The organism is Streptomyces sp. NPDC090083 (assembly GCF_044747445.1).
Taxonomy (GTDB): domain Bacteria; phylum Actinomycetota; class Actinomycetes; order Streptomycetales; family Streptomycetaceae; genus Streptomyces.
The window spans coordinates 33,616-52,909 of record NZ_JBIVED010000001.1; the positions used below are offsets into that span (position 1 = coordinate 33,616).

A 19,294-nucleotide genomic window follows, 5' to 3' on the forward strand; every position below is an offset into this window, starting at 1 on the left:
GGGTCAGTTCAGGGCGCCGGGTGCCATCACCGACGCCTCCTCCTCCGCCTTCAGGAGCGCCGTCCCGGAGCCCCCGATCTTCTGTCCGCCGCTACGGCCGGACCGGCGCGCCGGCACCATGAGGGCGGCCAGCGCGGCGCCGAGGAGCAGCACCGCGAGCAGCGTGAACCCGTGGGTGTAGCCGGAGGCGTAGGGCAGGCCCGAGGGCTGGAGGCGGCCGGTGACCAGGACGCTGGTCACGGCGGCGCCGATCGAGCCGCCGATGGTGCGGATGTTGGCGTTCATGCCGGTCGCGGCGCCGGTCTGCTCGGGCGGGACGCTGCCGACGATGAGGTTGGCCATGGAGGCGAAGGCGAGTCCGATGCCGAGGCCGAAGATGCCGGCCACCAGGGCGATCTGCCACTGCTGGTCGTGCCAGAGGGCGAGGATCGCGCAGGCGACCGCGCCGAGGGCGGCACCGGTGGTGAGCAGGGCCTTGGCGCCCACGATCGGTTCGAGACGGCCGCTGAGCACGCCCGAGACGAACATGGCGAGCAGCATCGGGAGCATCAGCAGGCCGGACGCGGTGACGCTGGCGCCGAAGCCGTATCCGGCGGACGACGGGGTCTGGACGAAGCCCGGCAGGAAGGACCAGATCGCGTACATGCCCGCGCCGAAGAGCAGGGCGGCGGTGTTGGTGGTCCACACGGACGGCAGGCGCATCACCCTGAGGTCGATGAGCGGGCTGTCGGAGCGGGCCTCGGACAGCAGCCAGGCCGCGAAGAGCACGACGGCCGCGGCGAACAGGCCGACGACCCGCACGGAGCCCCAGCCCCAGGTCCCGGCCTGGCTGAGCGGCAGCAGCAGGGCGACCAGCCAGCTCGAAAGGAGCACGGCGCCGAGCCAGTTGACGCGTCCGTCGGCCCGGCTGGGCGACTCGGGGACGTAGCGCACGGCGATGAGGGTGGTGACGGCGACGATGGCGACGGGGAACCAGAACAGCCAGCGGTAGTCGAGCGCGGACACGATGGGTCCGGCGGCCACCATGCCGACGCCACCGCCCGCGGCGATCACGGCGGACAGGTTGCTGATGCTGCCCGGGACGCGGGACGCGTCGAACTCGTCGCGGATGATGCCGAAGGACAGCGGGAACAGCGCGCCGCCGATGCCCTGGACGACCCGGGCGACGATCAGGACGCCGATGTCGGGCGCGAGCGCGGCGACCAGACAGCCGGCGAGCACGGCCAGGAGGACGGCGACGAGCGTGCGCTTCTTGCCGACGAGGTCGCCGACGCGGCCGAGTATGGGGGTGAAGACGGAGGCGGACAGCAGGTAGGCCGTCATGACCCAGGTCGCGGTGGACTGGGAGGTGTGCAGCGCGTGCTGGACGGTCGGCAGGGCCGGCGCGATCAGCGACTGCAGCATGGAGAACACGCCCGCACCGGTCGCGAGGACCGCGAAGGTGAGGCGGGAGGACTTGCGGGGCATCGAGAGCCTCTCCGGAACAAGCGAACGGGGGTGCGCCCGCGCACGGTGATACGGCGGAACGCGCCCACACTGCTAAAGTGGAGGTACCCCTCCACCATAGCGGAGGCATACCTCCGGTTCAACCGAGCCCGCCCCTGGGAGGCACCCGTGACGGCCCCACCGTTCCCCGTCAGCGAGATCGTCGCGGCCCAGAGACCGCACCGCAAGGACGCCGCCCGCAACTACGACGCCCTGCTGACGGCCGCCCGCGAGGCCTTCGCGGAGCACGGCGCGGAGGCCTCGCTGGAGGACATCGCGCGGCGCGCGGGCGTCGGCATCGGCACGCTCTACCGCAACTTCCCGACCCGCCGGGCCCTCTTCGAGAGCGTCTACGCGAGCGAGGTGAACGCGCTCTGCCAGTTCGCCCTCGACGTCGCCGACCGGGAGCCGTGGGAGGCGCTGACCGCGTGGCTCAACCGGTTCGCGGGCTACGTGACGACGAAGCAGGCGGTGCGGCAGGCGCTGGAGAACGACTCGGAGATCTTCGAGACCTGCCGTGAGTCGATGTTCTCCGCGGGCGGCCCGCTGTTCGAGCGCGCGCAGAAGGCGGGCGTGGCCCGCACGGACATGGACTTCGGCGATCTGCTGCGCATGGCCGCCGGGATCACCGGCACGACGTTCGTGGACGACGCCCAGCGCGACCGCGTGCTGGCGATCGCACTGGACGGCGTCCGCACGAACCGCTGACGGAGCGGCTAGGCGGGAGGCGTGCCCTCGTACGCCGCGCGCAGCAGCGCGAGCGCCCCCTCCTCGGTGACGGGCCGGGGGTTCGCGTACTCCTGGCTCACCGCCTGTGTCGCCGCCGTCGCCAAGTCGCCCTCCTTCAGGCCGAGTTCGGCGAGCGAGCGCGGTGCGTCGAGCCGGCGGCCCAGGTCCCACAGGGCGCGCGGCGCGTCCCCGGCGTCCAGTGCGCGGGCCACGGCCGCGGCGGCGTCCGGCGCGGCGGGCGCGTTGTAGGCCAGCGCGTACGGCAGCACCACCGTGTGCGTCTCCGCGTGCGGCAGGCCGAAGGTGCCGCCGAGGACATGGCACAGCTTGTGGTGCAGGCCCATCGTCGTACCGCCGAGACAGGAGCCGCTCAGCCAGGCCCCGTACAGGGCGCGGCTCCGGGCCTCCGACGACGCCGGTTCGACGGCCAGTCGGGGCAGCGCACCGGCCATCGCCCGTACGCCCTCCTCCGCCATCAGCGCGATCAGCGGCGAGGTGTCCGGGGCGTAGAGGGCCTCCACGGAGTGCGCGATCGCGTTGATCCCGCTGGTCACCGTGAGCGGGACGGGGAGTTCCAGGGTGAGTTCGGGGTCGTAGACGACGCTGCGGGGCAGGACGGCGGGGTCGCGGCCGGTGCGTTTGACGCCGTTCTCGGTGAGGCCCCAGACCGGGGTCATCTCGGAGCCCGCGTAGGTGGAGGGCACGGCGATCAGCGGGAGGCCGGTGCGCAGCGCGATCGCCTTGCCGAGGCCGACCGCCGAGCCGCCGCCGACCGCGACACAGCCGTCGGCGCCGAGCGTGCGCGCCCGTTCCACCGCGCGGTCCGCCACGTCGACCGGTACGTGCATCCTCGCCTCCGCGTGCACCCCGGCGCACGCCTCGCCCAGCGCGTCGGCGACCGCCCGTGCGGTGTCGGCGCCCCGGGCACCGGAGAGCACCAGCACCCGGCGCAGACCGAGCCGTTCGGCCTCCGCGGGGGTCGCGGTGAGCGCGGCGCCGGGCCGGAACACGACCCGCATGGGCTGGGCGTCGTAGGCGAAGTCCAGGACGTTCCTCACGCGCGGTCCAGGACGAGGTCGAAGCGGGCGTGGCGGAAGGGGTTCCCGATGCCGAACTCCCGCGCCAGGGACGGGTCGTCGGTCGGGGTGAAGTCCTCCACGAGGCTCTGTTTGACGGCGAAGACGGCATCGGAGCCGAGGTAGTCGCTGCCCGCCACGAAGATGTGCGTGGTGACCGGCGTGTGGCCCTCGGCCGAGGCGATGAAGTGGATGTGGGCGGGGCGGTAGGGATGGCGGGCGGTGGCCTTGAGGAGGTCGCCGACCGGGCCGTCCGTGGGGATGGGGTACGGGCTCGGGACGCAGGTGCGGAACCAGAACCGGCCCTCCGCGTCCGCGGTGAACAACCCCCTTCCGTTGCCCGGGGGTTGGACGTCCGGCTGCTGCACGTCGTAGAAGCCGTTGCCGTCGGCCTGCCACACGTCGAGGAGTGCGCCCGGGAGCGGGGTGCCGTCGTCGGAGACGATCCGGCCGCTGACCACACAGGGCTCGCCGCCGCCCACCAGGTCGATGTCGGCGCCGAGTTCGCGCACCGGCGACTCGGTCATGTGGAAGGGGCCCAGCACCGTCGACTCGGTGGAACCGGCGGCGTGGTCGCCGTTGATGGTCTCCACGAGCATCGACAGGCCGAGCACGTCCGACAGGAGGATGAACTCCTGCCGGGTGTCCGTGCAGGTCTGCCCGGTCTCCGTCAGGAAGCCGATCGCCCGCTCCCACTCCGCCTGGGTGAGGCGGGACTCCCGCGCGAACGCGTGGAGGTGCCGGATCAGGCCGGTCAGCAGTTCCTTGAGGCGGGGGTCGGCGGTCCCCTCCAGACTGGCGACGGCCTCGTCCGTGACGGTGACGTCAGTGGTCATTGCGGCTCCCAACCCGATGCGAACTGCCCTGTGCGGACTGCCTCTGCGCTGACCGCCCCTGTGCGGACTGCCCCTGTGCGAAATGTCAGCCGTGCCCGAGGATGCGTCGCAACGCGTCCGTGAGCAACTCTTCGGCGTTCTCGGCCGCGTCGGCGTGGCGGAAGGCGACATGACCGTCCGGGCGGACGAGGAGGGCGCCCGCGTCGGACACCTCGCTCAGCCGGGCCCAGTCGCCGTACGGGTCGTCGTACTGCCGGCCGGGGCCGATCACGACCGTGGCGATGTCCAGGGACTGTGCCTCCGCCGCGCGCAGCCAGACCTCGCCGCCGATGCCGGTGAGGAGGGTGAAGCGGCCCTTGCCGACCGTGTCGAGGGTCGAGAGGGTGCGGGTGCCGGAGGTGATCCAGGCGTGCGGGAGTTTCGCGCCGGGGCGGGAACTGGGCTGGTGATACAGCTCGGGGTCGCGGTCGAAGCCGGGGTCGGGCGTGCCGTCCGGCACGACCGCGGTCGAACTCTCCGCGGAATAGCGCTGGTTGAGGTCGACGCCGTGCGCGTTGAACTCGTACACCTTGAAGGCGATGGCCGCGCGCAGCGCCGCCCGCTGCTCGGCGGCGGCCTCCGTGGCGTCCTTGCGGGCGTCGATGTTGGCCCACAACTGCTCGGGCGTCTGCGGCGAGAGGCCGTCCAGGGCCGCGAAGATCGGGGCGGTCTCGCCGATGGACTTGTTGGCGCGGGTGACGATCTGCCGGCCGACGGGGGCGCGTTCGGCGTCGTAGGAGTCGAGGAGTTTCGGTGTGGCGGTGCCGTCGAGGACCAGTTTCAGTTTCCACGCCAGGTTGTAGGCGTCCTGGATCGACGTGTTGGAGCCGAGCCCGTTCGACGGCGGGTGGCGGTGCACGGCGTCACCGGAGCACAGGACACGGCCGTTGGCGTAGGTCTCGGCGTACATCTCGTTGACCGTCCACGCCGACGACGACCTGATGGTCACCGGGATGTCGTCGTCGCCGACCAACTGCCGTACGACGGACAGCGCGTACTCCTCGGTGAGGTCGGGGGCGCCGGCCGTCACGTCGTAACCCCACACGATCAGCCACTCGTTCCACGGCTTGACGCAGCGCACCAGGCCCGCGCCGATGCCGCCGACGGTGGCACCGGGGGCGAGCACCCAGTACAGGGTGGAGGGGCGGTGCGCGGTGTACTGCGACAGGTCCGCGTCGAAGAGGATGTTGATGCTGCCCGCGACGCCCATCTGGCCGCCCATCGGCAGGCCCGCGTCCTCGGCGACCTGGGAACGGCCGCCGTCGGCGCCGATGAGGTACTGGGCGCGGATCTGGTACTCGTCGCCGCGCAGCCGGTCCTCGACGGTGACCGTGACGCCGTCCTCGTCCTGGACGAAGGACCGGTAGACCGTGCTGAAGCGGATCTGCGAGCCGCGCGCGAGCGCCGCGTCGACGAGCACCGGTTCCATCAGGTGCTGCGGCATGTCGCACATCCGGGTCGGACTGGCCAGTTCGTGGGCGGCCTGCACGAGCGGGTCGTTGCCCCAGGAGCGGATCCGGCCCAGTTCCTCGCCGGCCAGGCTGGTGCAGAACGTGGTGTTGCCCATCAGGTGCTGCGGCGTCGCCTTGGCCAGCACCTCGTCCTCGACCCCGAGGTCGCGCAGGATCTCCATCGTGCGCTGGTTGGTGATGTGCGCGCGGGGCGTCCTGGTCAGGCGTGAGTAGCGCGTGACGACGATGTGGGGCACGCCGTAGGTGCTCAGCGCCAGCGCGGCGGCGGCCCCGGCCGGGCCGCTGCCCACGATCAGTACGTCGGTCTCGACAACGTGCACGGCGGGACGCTCCAGGGGTGCGGCGGAGGAGGACTCGGCCGAGAAAGGCATCGACCCTTCACGATCATGATGCGGGCCGGACCCGGCCGGGTGTCTCATTACGAGACAGTCTCAGCCCCTCGGCGGCGGCCGGCACGGGCCCGATACGGTGAGAGGCGTCATGACCACCCTGGACCACTCCCCCGCCCTCACCCCGCTGCGCCAGGCGCGCGAGCGCTTCCTGACCGGCCGCCCGCTGCCCGACGACATCCCGGACGAGGTCCTCGCGGCCTGGCGCCGGGCCCGCTTCTACGGCGTGCGGCACGACCTCGACGGACCGGTCCGCGAGCCCGGACTCCCCGCGGATTCGGCCCTGTCGGAGGCCGCGCGGCCCGTGCTGGAGCGCATCGCACCGGCCCTCGGGCACTCGGCGCTGCTCCTCACCGACGAGCGGCTGCGGGTGCTGTGGACCACGGGCGAGGTGCCGGGCGACGACCGCTGCCGCGACCTCTCCGAGCGGGAGGTGGGCCACAACAGCGCGGCCCTCGCCCTGCGCACCCGCCGCCGGGCCGAGGTGCACGGCCCCGAGCACTTCCTCGACATGTGGCAGGACGTGTCCGCCGTCAGCGTGCCGCTCCTGGCCCCGGACTCCGGACAGGTACTGGGCACGGTGACCGTCGCCTCGGCCCTGTGCGCGGGATGCGGACCGCATCCGGGCGCGGCCCTCGCCGAGGCCGCGGCCTGCGCCGTCGAGGCGGAACTCCTCGCGCGCTCCAGTACCGCCGAACGGGTCCTCCTCGACGCGTACGCCCGGGCCACCCGTGGTCCGCATCCCGCGGTCGTCGCCCTCGACGGCCGTAACCGCCTCATCAGCGAGGCGGCGGTCGGGCTCGCGACCCCGCAGGTGCTGACCGCTCTGGAACGGTCCCGCACCGCGTCCCGCACCGCCGGTCCCCGTCCGGCGCAGGAGCGGTCCCGCGCCGTCGCGCTCCCCGCCGACGCCGGATGCACGGCCGAGGTCACTCCCGTACGGCACGAGGGCCGCGTCCTCGGGATCGTCGCCGTACTGGAGGCTCGGGTCGCCGAGGTGCCGCGCCCGGCTCCGCGCCCGGCGCTGGCGCTGGCCGGTGGTTCGGTGCCCTGGCGGCATGCGGTGGGCCGGGCCGTCGAACTGGCCCGGGTCCATGAGCCCCTGCTGCTGACCGGTGAGCGCGGCAGCGGCAAGACCGCGCTGGCCCGTGAACTGCTCGGCGGGATCGAGCCGTTGGTCGCGGATGCCGCCGAGTCGCCGGAACTCGGCGTGAAGTACGGCGAGTTGGCCGACGGCCGCCCGCTGCTCCTGCGGCACGCGGAGCGGCTCGCCCAGCCGGACGTCGCGGCGCTCAACTCCCTGCTCGACGAACACCCGGACGTCCGCCTGCTGGTCACCTACACGCCCGGCACTCCCCCGGGCCCCTGCTTCCAGCGCCTCCTGGACACCCTCGCGGCCCGGTCGGTGACCCTGCCCGCGCTGCGTGAACGCCCCGAGGACGTCAAGGAGTTGCTGCCGGTCCTCGCGCCCCGCCCGGCGCCGGGGCAGCCGCCGCTGACCTGGACGCTGGACGCGCTGCGCGCCCTCGAGGAACACCCGTGGCCCGGGAACGTCACCGAACTCGCGCATGTCGTGCGGACGCTGGCGGAACACCGGCGGACGACCGGCCCGGTGCGGCGGGCCGAGCTGCCCGATCCGGTCCGGGAGGGGCCGGCCGCCCGGCGGCTCAGCCCGATGGAGCTCGCCGAACGCACCGCGATCCTGGCCGCGTTGCGTCGGCACGGCGGCAACAAGGCGCGGGCGGCGGTGTCGCTGGGGATCGGCAGGGCCACGCTGTACCGCAAGCTGCGCGGGTACCGGGACGTCCCGTAGCCGGAACACGCCTATTTGATCAGCGCGTTGGCCACCACGACCACCACCCCCAGCAGCGCGTCCACCGCCCCGATGGCCAGGGCCACCGGCCAACTCCGCGCCGACCAGCGGGCGGTGACGAGGCCCAGGCCGAACAGCAGCACGATGTTGAGGACGAACGCCGCGTACTCGACGCCGTTCGCCGGCCACCAGCCCCAGCCCGCCCCGGCGAGCAGGAAGACGGTGGGCAGCGCGGCGGCGACGAGGGGCCACTCGTCGCGCAGGGTGCGCAGGGCGTCCCAGCGGCGGTGCGGGGCGCGTTCGGCGATGTAGTGGGCGTACCCGTGGGCGAGTGCCGAGGCCGCGGCGGTCACCAGCAGCCACAGGGCGTCGTAGCGGCGGCTGCCCCGGTCGGTGTGGCCGTACTGGGTGAGCGCGGCGACCATCGAGCAGGCCAGGACGGCGCCGTAGACGCCGCCGAAGAGGATGTTCTCCCGGGTCGCGTGCGGGTGCGGCTCGGGGGCGGTCGCCGTGGTCTGCGCCATGCCCTCCACGATCACCCGGCGCCGCCCCGGCCGCCACTCCGCGACGATGTGTCCCCCCACCTGGGCCGATACCCCACACAGTGTCCACGCCCGGACCGCCCGGCCCCGGCTAGGGTCGCGGCATGACGCACAGTTTCGTAGTCCATGTCCCCGACGCCGAGCTCGAACCCGAGCCGCTCGACCCGGCGCAGATCGTCTCCGGTACGCCCGAGGTCACCGGGAAGGTCGTGTGGGAGTCCGCGGACGGCAGGCAGCTCCGCGGGATCTGGCAGATCACCCCGGGGGTGGTCACCGACACGGAGGCGGACGAGCTGTTCGTCGTGATCAGCGGATCGGCCACCGTCGAGGTCGAGGACGGCCCGACGCTCACGGTCGGCCCCGGGGACATGGCCGTGCTGCGCGCGGGCGACCGTACGACGTGGACCGTGCACGAGACGCTGCGCAAGGCCTACGCGATCAGTCTGTGAGACGGGCTCAACGCGGCGCGGGGACAGGCATGTTGTAGGGCGTGACGACCTGGATCGCGGACGGCGGGGTCGGGCCCGCGGGCGGCAGGGCGTCCTGGGCGCGCATCACGATGCGGCACGCGTCGCGGACGTCCTGGCGCAGGTCGTGGTGGAGGACGGCGGACAGCCTGTGCTCGTGCAGCAGCCGGGTGTTGTCGTGGTCGAGGTCGTGCGCGACGAACACGGCGCACTCGCGGTCCAGGTCGGCGAAGGCGCGCAGGGTCGCGTTGTTGCCGCCGCCGATGGAGTAGACGGCGCGGATGTCCGGGTCGCCGCGGAGGGCGGACCGGACCAGTTCGTACTGGGTGACGTCCAGGCCGTGGCCCTCGGTGATCTCGACGAGGGACCGTTCCGGGTAGCGGGCGCGCATGGTGCTGCGGAAGCCCATCTCGCGCTCCTCCTCGTTGCGGAAGAAACCGCTGCTCAGGCTGGTGAGGATGTTGCCGGGGCGGTCGCCGAGCCACTGGCCCATCAGGTAGGCGGCGGTGGCGCCCGCGGCCCGGTTGTCTATGCCGACGTAGGCCAGGCGGGCGCTCGCGGGCAGGTCGGTGACCAGGGTGACGACCGGGATGCCGGCGGCGACGAGCCGGCCGACGGCGGAGGTGATCTCCGGGACGTCGGGCGCCTTGAGGATGACCCCCTGGGTGCCGCGCCGCGCGATCCGGTCCAGCGTGGCGACCAGTTCCCCGACCGGCGCGGTCTCGCGGAAGTGGAAGCGGGAGCGGACGACGGCCGGGTGCAGATCGGGCAGCTCGGCCTCCAGCGCGGCCCGGACGGCGGTGGAGAACCGCTCCGGCGTCTGCATCACGATGTCGATCATGAACGTACGGCCGACGAGCCTGACCTGGGTGCGCTGCCGGTCGAGATCGGCGATGGCCTGGCGCACCTCACGCTCGGTGCTCTCCCGCACACCGCCCCTGCCGTTCAGCACCCGGTCCACGGTGGCCTCACTGAGGCCCGCCTGACGTGCGATTTCCCGGATCGGGAAGGGATGGCCCACCGGTCGTCTCCTTGAGGGGTTTTTGATGGCTGGCTGCTGGTTGTTCGACGGGTTTGTACTGACAAGAATGACAGGACCGCACCGCTCCGTGACCCGAGGGGACGACGATGTCCTTCACATCAGCAGAAACCCGCGCCTGGCTCACCGAGCAGGACTGCGATCTCGACGCCTTCCGCGCCCTGGTCGAGCAGCCGACCGACCTGGCCGACTTCCCGTACGCGACCTCGGTCGAGCGGAACGTCCTCGTCTACGACAGCGACCGGCTCCGCAAGTCCGTGACCGCCGGGGAGCGCCGCGAGGTGCTGACGGAGCTGGCGCGGGCGTTCGCCGAGGGTCCCGGCATCGTGGTGCTCCGGGGCGCCTTCCCCGATCCGTCCGTCGTGGACCGCGCCACCGAGGTGTTCGAGGCCCTGATCGGCGAGCAGCGCGCGTCGGGCGCGGGCGCCGGGGACCACTTCGCGAAGCCGGGTGCCAACGACCGGGTGTGGAACGCGCTGGAGAAGGCCGCGCTCTACGACCCCGAGGCGTTCGCCGACTACTACGCGAACGACATCCTGGCCCTGGTCTCCACCGCCTGGCTCGGCCCCGGCTACCAGGTCACCTCGCAGATCAACGTCGTCCATCCGGGCGGCGCGGCGCAGACCGTGCACCGCGACTACCACCTCGGGTTCCTGACGAACGAGGCGGCGGCCGGCTACCCGGCGCACGTGCACCGCCTCTCGCCGGTGCTCACGCTCCAAGGGGCGGTCGCGCACTGCGACATGCCGGTGGAGTCGGGGCCGACGATGTACCTGCCGCACTCCCAGAAGTTCGAGCCGGGTTACCTGGCGTGGCGACTCCCGCGGTTCCAGGCCTACTTCGAGGCCCACCACATCCAACTCCCGCTCGCCAAGGGCGATGCGGCGTTCTTCAACCCGGCGCTCTTCCACGCGGCCGGCACCAACCGCACGGCGGACGTGCGGCGCATGGCGAACCTGCTCCAGGTGTCCTCCGCGTTCGGCCGGGCGATGGAGACGGTGGACCGCGAGGCCGTCACCAACGCGGTCTTCCCCGTGCTGCTGAAGCGCAAGGCCGAGGGGGTGGGCGAGGAGTGGCTCGACACGGTCGTCGCGGCGAGCGCCGAGGGCTACCCGTTCCCGACCAACCTCGACAACGATCCGCCGGTCGAGGGGCTCGCCCCGGCGTCGCAGGCGGACCTCGTGCGCCGCGCGGTGCGCGAGGGGTGGGATCCGCAGGCGCTCCGCGGTGAGCTGCGGGCCCGTGCCGAGCGGCGCGAGAGCTGAGGGCGGCCATGGGATCAACGGAACGTCCGGGGGGCACGGGGCTCCTCGACGGCAAGGTCGTCCTCGTCAACGGCGGCAGCCAGGGTGTGGGCGCCGCGATCGTGCGGGCGGCGGTGCGCGAGGGCGCGGTGGTGTCGTTCACCGGACGCCGTGCCGAGGTGGGCGAGAAGCTCGCGGCGGACACCGGCGCGCTCTTCCTGCGCGCCGACCTCGCCGATCCGGCGCAGGCCCGGGACAGCGTCGTACGCACCGTCGAGGCGCTGGGCCGCGTCGACTGCCTCGTCAACGCGGCCGGGCTGACCTCGCGCGGCTCGCTGCTGGACACCACACCCGAGCTGTTCGACCAGCACATGGCCATCAACCTGAGGGCCCCGTTCTTCGCGACGCAGGCCGCGGTGGCCGACATGGTCGCCCGCGAGGCACCGGGCACGATCGTCACCATCGGCTCCAACTGCGCCCACGGCGGCCCGCCCCATCTCGCCCCGTACTCCGTGGCCAAGGCCGGGCTCGTGGGCCTGACCCGCAACGCCGCCCACGCACACCGCTTCGACCGCGTCCGGATCAACGCGCTCAACATCGGCTGGACGGACACCGAGGGCGAGGACGCCACGCAGCGCGCCTTCCACGGCGCGGGCGACGACTGGCGGGAGCTGGCCGCCCGGTCGCAGCCGATGGGCAAGCTCGGGCAGCCGGACGAGATCGCCGACTTCGTGGTGTTCCTGCTGTCCGAGCGGTCCGGCGTGGTCACCGGTTCGGTGATCGACTGGGACCAGAACGTCCTGGGCGCCCTCGACTGACCCGCGCCGTCCGGCCCTCGGCGCCCTCCAAGGCAACCACCGCACGAAACCCGCACCTCTCAAGAAAGCAAGAGCCCTCATGCGCATCGGAATCCTCGGCCTCGGCCGCATCGGCGCCTTCCACGCCGAGACCCTGTCCGGACTCGACGCGGTCGAGTCCCTCGTCGTGGCCGACCCGTTCGCGGAGGCCGCCAAGAAGGCGGCCGAGCGGTTCGGCGCCGAGGTCGCGGACTCCCCCGAGGCCGTACTGGCCGCCGGGGTCGACGGTGTCGTGATCGCCGCGGCGACCGACGCCCACCCGAGCCTGATCCTGGCCGCCGTCGAGGCGGGCATCCCCGTCTTCTGCGAGAAGCCCGTCGCCAAGACAATGGCCGAGGGCGTCAAGGTCCTCAAGGCCGTCGAGGGCAGCGGCGTGCCGATCCAGATCGGCTACAACCGGCGCTTCGACACCGGTTTCGTCAACGCGCGGGCCGCCGTGCACTCCGGCGAGCTGGGCAAGCTGCACACCGTGCGCTCCACGACGCTGGACCCGGCGCCGCCGCCGGCCGCGTACATCGCCGCGTCCGGAGGCATCTTCCGGGACTGCTCGGTCCACGACTTCGACATCATCCGCTGGGTCACCGGCCGTGAGGTCACCGAGGTGTACGCGGTCGGCGGCAACCGGGGCGCCGAGTACATCAAGGAGGCGGGCGACGCCGACACCACCGGCGCGATCCTGACCCTGGACGACGGCACCATCGCGGTGGTGTCCAACTCCCGCCACAACGCGCGGGGTTACGACGTCCGCATGGAGATCCACGGCTTCACGGACTCCATCGCGGTGGGCCTGGAGGACAAGCTGCCGCTGCGTTCGGTCGAGCCGGGCGTGACGTTCCCGGCGGGCGTGCCGCACGACTTCTTCATGGACCGGTTCACGGCCGCCTACCGCGCCGAACTCACCGCGTTCACCGAGGTCGTGGCCGGTACCCGCCCCTCGCCGTGCACGGTCGCCGACGCCCTGGAGGCCGGCTGGATCGCCGACGCCTGCACCCTGTCGCTGCACGAGCACCGCCCGGTCACCATCCAGGAGGTACGGGAGGCATGAGCGGTCCGGGCCGGGAACCACTGCGCATCGGAGTACTGGGAGCGGCTCGGATCACCGAGCAGTCCCTGATCGGTCCGGCCCGGGCGACCGGCCACCGCCTCGTCGCGGTGGCCGCGCGGGACCGGTCGAGGGCGGAGGCGTACGCCGCCGCGCACCGCGTCGAGCGGGTGGCGGACTCGTACGCCGACCTGATCGCCGACCCTGAGGTGGACGTCGTCTACAACCCGCTCGCCAACGGCCTGCACGGACCGTGGAACCTCGCCGCGCTCGCGGCGGGCAAGCACGTCCTGTCGGAGAAGCCGTCCGCGAGCAACGCGGAGGAGGCGGCCGAGGTGAGGGAGGCCGCCGCCGCGTCCGGAACGGTCTTCATGGAGGCCTTCCACTACCTCTTCCACCCGGTCACCCGGCGCCTGCACGAGCTGCTGGCCTCCGGTGAACTCGGTGAACTCCGGCACGTCGAGACGCTCGTCGCGATCCCGGCGCCGCCGGACACCGACCCGCGCTGGTCCCTCGACCTGGCCGGCGGCGCCGTGATGGACCTGGGCTGCTACAGCCTGCACGCCCTGCGCATGCTCGCCCCCTGGGCGGGCGGCGCACCCCGCCTGGTCTCCGCCCGGGGCGGCGAACGCCCGGGCGCCCCGGGCGTCGACGAGTGGCTCGACGCCGACGTGGCCTTCCCGAGCGGCGCCACCGGCTCCGCCCGCTGCCACATGGCGTACGACGAGATGGTGATGAGCTGCCGGATCACCGGCAGCCGGGGCGAGGCCTTCGCGCCGAACTTCGTCCTCCCCCATCTCGACGACCGCGTCGTGATCCGCACGACGGACGGCGAACGCACGGAGCGTCTCGGCCGCCGCTCCTCCTACACCTACCAACTGGAGTCGTTCGCGGCCCGGTTGAGGGAGGGCGCGCCCCTGCCGCTGGGTCCGGACGACGCGGTCGCGACGATGACACTGATCGACGAGGCCTATCGGGCGGCGGGATTCGCACCCAGACCGCGGCTGTCGGTCCTGCGGTAGGGCCTGTCCGGCGGCTCCTGTCGCGGACGCATGGCCTGGCACGCACGTCGGGGGCGGCACGTGGTCGCACGCGCCGCCCCCGACGGAGTGGTCACCGGAAGGAGAAACGGTCACCGGTAGAACGCGGGCCGCTCCACCAGTTCCACCTCCACCCGTCCGCCCTCCTCCAGCGCCCGTACCCCCGCCTCACACACGGCCGCCGCCGCGTAGCCGTCCCAGACGCTCGGGCCGGTCACCTCGCCGCGGCGGGTGGCGTCGACCCAGGTCTGGATCTCGCGGTCGTAGGCGTCGGCGAAGCGTTCGACGAAGTCCTGGGCGATGGTGCCGCCCCAGCGGCCGGCCATGTTGGTGACCATGGCGTGGCCGTCGCCGATGCGGGCGGTGCCGCGTTCGCAGACGATCTCGGCCTGGACCTGGTAGCCGAAGCCGCAGTTGACGAACATCTCGACGTCGACGATCGCGCCGCCGTCCGTCTCGAACACGACGAACTGCGGGTCCTGGAGGTCGTCGGGGGCGCTCGCGGAGGGCCGCGGGCGCAGCACCTGGACCGCCGTGATCTCCTGGCCGAGCAGCCAGCGGGTGGCGTCCGTCTCGTGTGCCACCGAGTCGCTGATCAGCATGGAGCTGGTGAAGAAGGGCGGGCTGGCCGCGTTGCGGTGCCGGTTGTGCAGCATCAGCGGTCGGCCCAACTGGCCTGTCTCCAGCAGGGACTTGAGCTTCATGTACTCGACGTCGTAGCGCCGCATGAAGCCGACCTGGACCCGGCGGTGGCCGAGCCGCAGCTCGGCCTCCAGGACGCGCAGCGCGGAGGCGGCGTCGGGGGTGAGCGGCTTCTCGCACAGGACCGGGAGGTCGTGCTCGAAGGCCGTCAGCAGGGCCGCCTCGTGGGCGGGCCCCGGTGAGGCGATCAGGACGGCGTCGACGTCGTCCGCGGCCATCGCGGCGGCCGGGTCGGTGTACGCGGTGCAGCCGTCGACGGCGGACGCGATCCGTTTGGCACGCTCGGCGTCGACGTCCACGACGGCGGTCACCCGGGCGCCGTTGATCACGGCCCCGATGCGGCGGACGTGGTCGGCGCCCATTTTTCCGGTTCCGACGACTGCCACTCCGAGCGGGTCGCGCGGGCTCATGGCCATCGGCCGTCCTTTCGAGTCGTCAGGGTCGTGAGTGTCGTCAGGGTCGTCAAAGTCATGGAGGGGTGGAGGGGTGGCTGACGTGGACGTGGAGGGAACCGGAGGTCTCACGCACCGCAGGAGCGCAGGAACGCGCGGGTGCGCTCCGCGATGGGCAGCGGCCTGTCCGGCTCGCACGGGTACATGTCCTGCTCGACGATCGCGAACAACTCCACGCCCAGCCGCTGCGCGGCGACCAGTACCGGCTCCAACTCCGGTACGCCGGACGGCGGTTCGCACATCACCCCGCGCGCCACGGCCGGCCCGAACGGCACCTCGTCCTTGACGACGCCCGCGAGGACCTCCGGGTCGACCTGCTTGAGGTGCAGATAGCCGATGCGCTCGCCGTAGGTCTCGATCAGTTTGACGCTGTCGCCGCCGCAGTAGGCGTAATGCCCGGTGTCCAGGCAGAGGTTGACGAGGCCGGAGTCGGTCGAGTCGAGGAAGCGCTCGACGTGGTCCTCGGTGTCGAGGTGGGTGTCGGCGTGCGGGTGGACGACGATGTCGAGCCCGTACGCCTCCTTCACCTCGTGCCCGAGCCGCTCCATGCCCTGGGTCAGATGGGCCCACTGCTCGGCGGTCAGCTCCGGCGGCTCCAGGAGCTCGGCGGTCTTGTCGTCGCGCCAGAAGGAGGGGATGACGACCAGGTGCCTCGCGCCCATCGCCTGGGTCAACCCGGCCACCTGGCTGACGTGTTCCCAGGTGGCGTCCCAGACGGAGGGGCCCCGGTGCAGGCCGGTGAAGACCGTGCCGGCGGAGACCTTCAGGTCGCGCCGGGTGATCTCGTCCGTGAGCCGGGACGGGTCGGTCGGCAGATAGCCGTACGGTCCCAGTTCGATCCAGGAGTAGCCGGCCTGCGCGACTTCGTCCAGGAACCTCTGCCACGGCACCTGCTGGGGGTCCTCGGGGAACCAGACGCCCCACGAGTCGGGGGCGGACCCGACCCGGATGCGGTCCAGAGTGGGACGGTCGGACATGTCAGGCAGTCCCTTCCGGAGCCGTGCCCGCCGACGCCCTGAGGTCCTCCGCCTCGGGCAGCTCGTTGATGTCGAGGCCGCGCACCTGGGACAACTCGTGCTTGAGCGCGGCGAGTTCGGTGCCGCCTGCCATGTGGTTGGTGAGCTCTTCGAGGGTGATCTCGCTGCGCTCGGCGGACAGTTCCATCGTGCCCAGGCGCAGCACGCTGAAGTGGTCGCCGACCATGTAGGCGTGGTGCGGGTTGTGGGTGATGAAGATGACGCCGAGGCCGCGTTCCCGGGCGGCGGCCACGTACTTGAGGACGACGCCGGACTGCTTGACGCCCAGTGCGGCGGTCGGCTCGTCCAGGATGAGGACGCGGGCGCCGAAGTAGACGGCGCGGGCGATGGCGACGCACTGGCGCTGGCCGCCGGAGAGGGTGCCGATGGGCTGGTCCAGGTTGTCCAGGACGATGCCCATGTTGCGGAGTTCCTCGTCCGCGGTCCTCTTCATGCCCTCGATGTCGAGGCGGCGGATCGGCCAGGGGCCGAGCGTCATCTCGGAGCCGAGGAAGAAGTTGCGCCACACCGGCATGAGCGGGACGACGGCCAGGTCCTGGTAGACCGTCGCGATGCCCTTGTCGAGCGCCTGGCGCGGGGTGGTGAAGTGGACGGGTTGTCCGTCGACGAGGAACTCGCCCTCGGTGTGCTGGTGCAGCCCGGAGATGATCTTGATCAGCGTGGACTTGCCCGCGCCGTTGTCGCCCAGGACGCAGGTGACCTGGCCGGGGCGGACCGCGAGGTCGACGCCGTGCAGGGCGCGGACGTTGCCGTAGGACTTGCCCGCGTTGCGCAGCTGGACCAGGGGGTGGTCGCCGCCCTCGGGCGGGGTGTCGGTCAGGATCGCACCGTGGGTGCCGGTCGTGTCGTCGGTCATGAAGGTCACCTCCGGGTCGCGGTGCGCTGCACCCACAGATTGATCATTACGGCGCCCAGGAGCATCACGCCCAGGAACGCCTTGAACCAGTCGGGGTTCCAGCCGGCGTAGACGATGCCCTGCTGGACCATCCCGAACATGAACGCCCCGAAGACCGGACCGATCGCGGAGCCCGCGCCACCGGTCAGCAGGCAGCCGCCGATGACGGCCGCGGAGATGTAGATCAGCTCCTGGCCGACGCCCTCGCCGGACTGCACGGTGTTGAACGAGAACAGCTGGTGCATGCCGATGAACCAGGCTCCGAAGCCGACCAGCATGAACAGGGAGATCTTGGTGAACGCGACCGGCACGCCGACCGCCCGCGCGCTCTCCTTGTTGCCGCCGACGGCGAAGATCCAGTTGCCGTACTTCGTGCGCAGCAGGACCCAGGTGGCGATGGCCGCGAACACCAGCCACCACACGATCGTGATCTTCACCTGGACGCCGCCGACGTCGAAGCTCGACGCGAAGATCTTCTTGGCCTGGCCGAAGCCGTCCATGTCGCTGATGTCGTCGGTGGCGACGTTGCCGGTGACCAGTTTGGTCACGGCGAGGTTGACGCCCTGGAGGATCAGGAAGCTGCCCAGGGTGATCAGGAAGCTGGGCAGGCCCGTCTTGACGACCAGCCAGCCGTTGAGGAAGCCGATGCCCAGGGACACGATCAGGGCGACGACGACACCGACCCATACGTTCATGGTCAGTTGGTAGCTGAGCATGGACGCGGTGAGCGCGGAGGTGATGACGGCGACACCGGCGGAGAGGTCGAACTCGCCGCCGATCATGAGCAGGGCGACCGGCAGCGCCATGATGCCGATGGTCGACGAGCCGTAGAGGATGTTCGCCATCGAGGCGCCCTCGCGCACGGGCGGGGCGGCGATCAGGAAGAACACGTACACCGCGGCGGCGCCGAGGAAGACACCCACCTCAGGACGCGCCAACAGCCGTAGTGCCAGGGGCCGTTCGGAGGTCCGGCCGTCGGTTTCCTTCGGGCCGGGGGCCGGCGGTGAGGTCACCGCCGGCTCGGCGTGCTGGGTCATGCTCATCACCGGGTTCCGTTGGCGGCGTACTTGGCGACCACATCGACGTTGGTCTTGTCGACGAAGGCCGGGCCGGTCAGTACGGGCTGCTCACCACCACCGCTGTAGTTGCCGTTGTTCTTGTAGAGCCACAGCGAGTCGACCGCCAGGTAGCCCTGGAGGTAGGGCTGCTGGTCGACGGCGAACTGGATGGTGCCCTTGCTGATCGCGGACGTGAGGTCCTTGTTGAGGTCGAAGGTGGCGACCTTCGCCTTGCTGCCCGCGTCGGACAGCGACTGCACGGCCGTCAGCGCGAACGGGGCGCCGAGGGTGACCACGTAGTCGATGGCCTTGTCCTGGGTGAGCTTGGCGGTGATCGTCGACTTCACGGACGGCATGTCCGTGCCGTTGACGTTGAGGACCTCGGTGGTGCCGCTGAAGGTCTTCTTCACGCCGTCGCAGCGCTGCGTGAGGCCGATGTTGCCCTGCTCCTGGATGACACAGACGACCTTCTTGGCGCCCTCCGTGTTCAGCCGCTTGCCGAGGGCCTCGCCGGCCACCGTCTCGTCCTGGCCGAAGAACTCCAGCAGGCCGAGCTTCTTCCAGTCGCTGAGACCGGAGTTGAGGCCGACCACGGGTATGTTCGCCGACTTCGCCTTGCCGATGACGTCCTTGAGGGCGTCGGGCTTGGCGAGGGTGACCGCGATGCCGTCGACCTTCTGGTCGATCGCGTTCTGCACCAGGTTCGACTGGTTGCCCGCGTTCGGGTCGGCCGAGTAGACGAGCTTGATGTTGTCCTTGTCGGCGGCGGCCTGGGCGCCCTTGCGGACGATGTCCCAGAACGTGTCGCCGGGCGCCTGGTGCGTGACCAGGGCGACCGTCATGCGGGGCGTGCTGGCCTTGCCCGCGGAGGCGCCGGAGCTGTCCTCCGTGGCCTTCTTCCCGCCCGAGCTGCTGGAGCAGCCGGCGAGAGTCAGGGCCGCTGCCGCGGCCACCGCCACAAAGGGGGCCATTCTGCGCGAGCGGGAGTAAGAGGAACGGTCCATCTTTCCTGCACCTCACTGTGCTTCAGGGGAAAGGGATCAATGATCGCAGAGATCGGGGCGCGAGGCCTCTCCGGCC

General features: G+C 71.8%; 18 protein-coding genes. 7 read left to right on the top strand and 11 right to left on the bottom strand.

Going from position 1 to position 19,294, the window contains the following annotated elements; genetic code table 11:
• Nucleotides 1–3: 3 nt before the first annotated feature.
• Nucleotides 4–1,467 carry an MFS transporter gene (locus ACIPTO_RS00155; protein WP_401187981.1) on the bottom strand — a complete coding sequence of 488 codons (1,464 nt, stop codon included), beginning with the start codon at nt 1,465–1,467 and terminating at the stop codon, nt 4–6.
• Nucleotides 1,468–1,614: 147 nt separating this feature from the next.
• On the opposite strand from ACIPTO_RS00155, the gene ACIPTO_RS00160 reads away from it, so the two are divergent.
• Nucleotides 1,615–2,193 (top strand): helix-turn-helix domain-containing protein, encoded by a 579-nt coding sequence (locus ACIPTO_RS00160; RefSeq protein WP_366322652.1) that lies wholly within the window; start codon nt 1,615–1,617, stop codon nt 2,191–2,193.
• Between the two features lie 8 nt (nt 2,194–2,201).
• Here the strand turns inward: ACIPTO_RS00160 and ACIPTO_RS00165 are convergent, their stop codons facing one another.
• The 3 genes from ACIPTO_RS00165 to ACIPTO_RS00175 all read right to left on the bottom strand — a co-directional run bounded on the left by ACIPTO_RS00165 (nt 2,202) and on the right by ACIPTO_RS00175 (nt 6,008).
• Nucleotides 2,202–3,272 (bottom strand): maleylacetate reductase, encoded by a 1,071-nt coding sequence (locus tag ACIPTO_RS00165; protein ID WP_401187985.1) that lies wholly within the window; start codon nt 3,270–3,272, stop codon nt 2,202–2,204.
• Nucleotides 3,269–4,126 carry an intradiol ring-cleavage dioxygenase gene (locus tag ACIPTO_RS00170; RefSeq protein WP_401187988.1) on the bottom strand — a complete coding sequence of 286 codons (858 nt, stop codon included), beginning with the start codon at nt 4,124–4,126 and terminating at the stop codon, nt 3,269–3,271. Before ACIPTO_RS00170 ends, ACIPTO_RS00165 begins: the two co-directional genes overlap by 4 nt.
• A gap of 85 nt (nt 4,127–4,211) precedes the next feature.
• Nucleotides 4,212–6,008: an FAD-dependent oxidoreductase gene (locus ACIPTO_RS00175; RefSeq protein ID WP_401187991.1), complete on the bottom strand. Its 1,797-nt coding sequence runs from the start codon at nt 6,006–6,008 to the stop codon at nt 4,212–4,214.
• Nucleotides 6,009–6,117: 109 nt separating this feature from the next.
• On the opposite strand from ACIPTO_RS00175, the gene ACIPTO_RS00180 reads away from it, so the two are divergent.
• Entirely contained in the window at nt 6,118–7,839 is a 1,722-nt protein-coding gene (locus ACIPTO_RS00180; RefSeq protein ID WP_401187994.1) for a sigma-54-dependent Fis family transcriptional regulator, read from the top strand.
• Between the two features lie 11 nt (nt 7,840–7,850).
• Here the strand turns inward: ACIPTO_RS00180 and ACIPTO_RS00185 are convergent, their stop codons facing one another.
• On the bottom strand, nt 7,851–8,363 hold the full coding sequence (locus ACIPTO_RS00185) for a hypothetical protein (protein ID WP_366322642.1): 513 nt from the start codon (nt 8,361–8,363) through the stop codon (nt 7,851–7,853).
• 122 nt (nt 8,364–8,485) lie between these two features.
• On the opposite strand from ACIPTO_RS00185, the gene ACIPTO_RS00190 reads away from it, so the two are divergent.
• Entirely contained in the window at nt 8,486–8,830 is a 345-nt protein-coding gene (locus ACIPTO_RS00190; RefSeq protein ID WP_366322641.1) for a cupin domain-containing protein, read from the top strand.
• A 7-nt stretch (nt 8,831–8,837) separates the two neighbouring features.
• On the opposite strand, the gene ACIPTO_RS00195 is transcribed toward ACIPTO_RS00190, so the two are convergent.
• Nucleotides 8,838–9,869 (bottom strand): LacI family DNA-binding transcriptional regulator, encoded by a 1,032-nt coding sequence (locus ACIPTO_RS00195; RefSeq protein ID WP_366322639.1) that lies wholly within the window; start codon nt 9,867–9,869, stop codon nt 8,838–8,840.
• Nucleotides 9,870–9,976: 107 nt separating this feature from the next.
• On the opposite strand from ACIPTO_RS00195, the gene ACIPTO_RS00200 reads away from it, so the two are divergent.
• The 4 genes from ACIPTO_RS00200 (at nt 9,977) to ACIPTO_RS00215 (ending at nt 14,052) form a co-directional block, all read left to right on the top strand.
• Nucleotides 9,977–11,152, top strand: coding sequence for a phytanoyl-CoA dioxygenase family protein (locus ACIPTO_RS00200; protein WP_366322637.1), 1,176 nt, complete (start codon nt 9,977–9,979; stop codon nt 11,150–11,152).
• 8 nt (nt 11,153–11,160) lie between these two features.
• A complete protein-coding gene (locus ACIPTO_RS00205; protein WP_366322635.1) occupies nt 11,161–11,949 on the top strand; it encodes an SDR family oxidoreductase in 789 nt (262 codons plus the stop codon).
• 79 nt (nt 11,950–12,028) lie between these two features.
• Entirely contained in the window at nt 12,029–13,033 is a 1,005-nt protein-coding gene (locus ACIPTO_RS00210; RefSeq protein WP_366322633.1) for a Gfo/Idh/MocA family oxidoreductase, read from the top strand.
• On the top strand, nt 13,030–14,052 hold the full coding sequence (locus tag ACIPTO_RS00215; RefSeq protein WP_401188000.1) for a Gfo/Idh/MocA family protein: 1,023 nt from the start codon (nt 13,030–13,032) through the stop codon (nt 14,050–14,052). The genes ACIPTO_RS00210 and ACIPTO_RS00215 overlap by 4 nt, the downstream gene beginning before the upstream one ends.
• 110 nt (nt 14,053–14,162) lie before the next feature.
• Here ACIPTO_RS00215 and ACIPTO_RS00220 read toward each other — a convergent pair whose 3' ends face one another.
• The 5 genes from ACIPTO_RS00220 to ACIPTO_RS00240 form a co-directional block, all read right to left on the bottom strand.
• Nucleotides 14,163–15,182, bottom strand: coding sequence for a Gfo/Idh/MocA family protein (locus tag ACIPTO_RS00220; protein ID WP_401188002.1), 1,020 nt, complete (start codon nt 15,180–15,182; stop codon nt 14,163–14,165).
• 110 nt (nt 15,183–15,292) lie between these two features.
• Entirely contained in the window at nt 15,293–16,201 is a 909-nt protein-coding gene (locus ACIPTO_RS00225; protein WP_366322625.1) for a sugar phosphate isomerase/epimerase, read from the bottom strand.
• 1 nt (nt 16,202) lies between these two features.
• On the bottom strand, nt 16,203–17,117 hold the full coding sequence (locus ACIPTO_RS00230; RefSeq protein ID WP_401188006.1) for an ATP-binding cassette domain-containing protein: 915 nt from the start codon (nt 17,115–17,117) through the stop codon (nt 16,203–16,205).
• A 5-nt stretch (nt 17,118–17,122) separates the two neighbouring features.
• Nucleotides 17,123–18,199 (bottom strand): ABC transporter permease, encoded by a 1,077-nt coding sequence (locus ACIPTO_RS00235; protein ID WP_366322622.1) that lies wholly within the window; start codon nt 18,197–18,199, stop codon nt 17,123–17,125.
• On the bottom strand, nt 18,199–19,218 hold the full coding sequence (locus tag ACIPTO_RS00240) for a sugar ABC transporter substrate-binding protein (protein ID WP_366322620.1): 1,020 nt from the start codon (nt 19,216–19,218) through the stop codon (nt 18,199–18,201). The genes ACIPTO_RS00235 and ACIPTO_RS00240 overlap by 1 nt, the downstream gene beginning before the upstream one ends.
• Between the last annotated feature and the right edge of the window lie 76 nt (nt 19,219–19,294).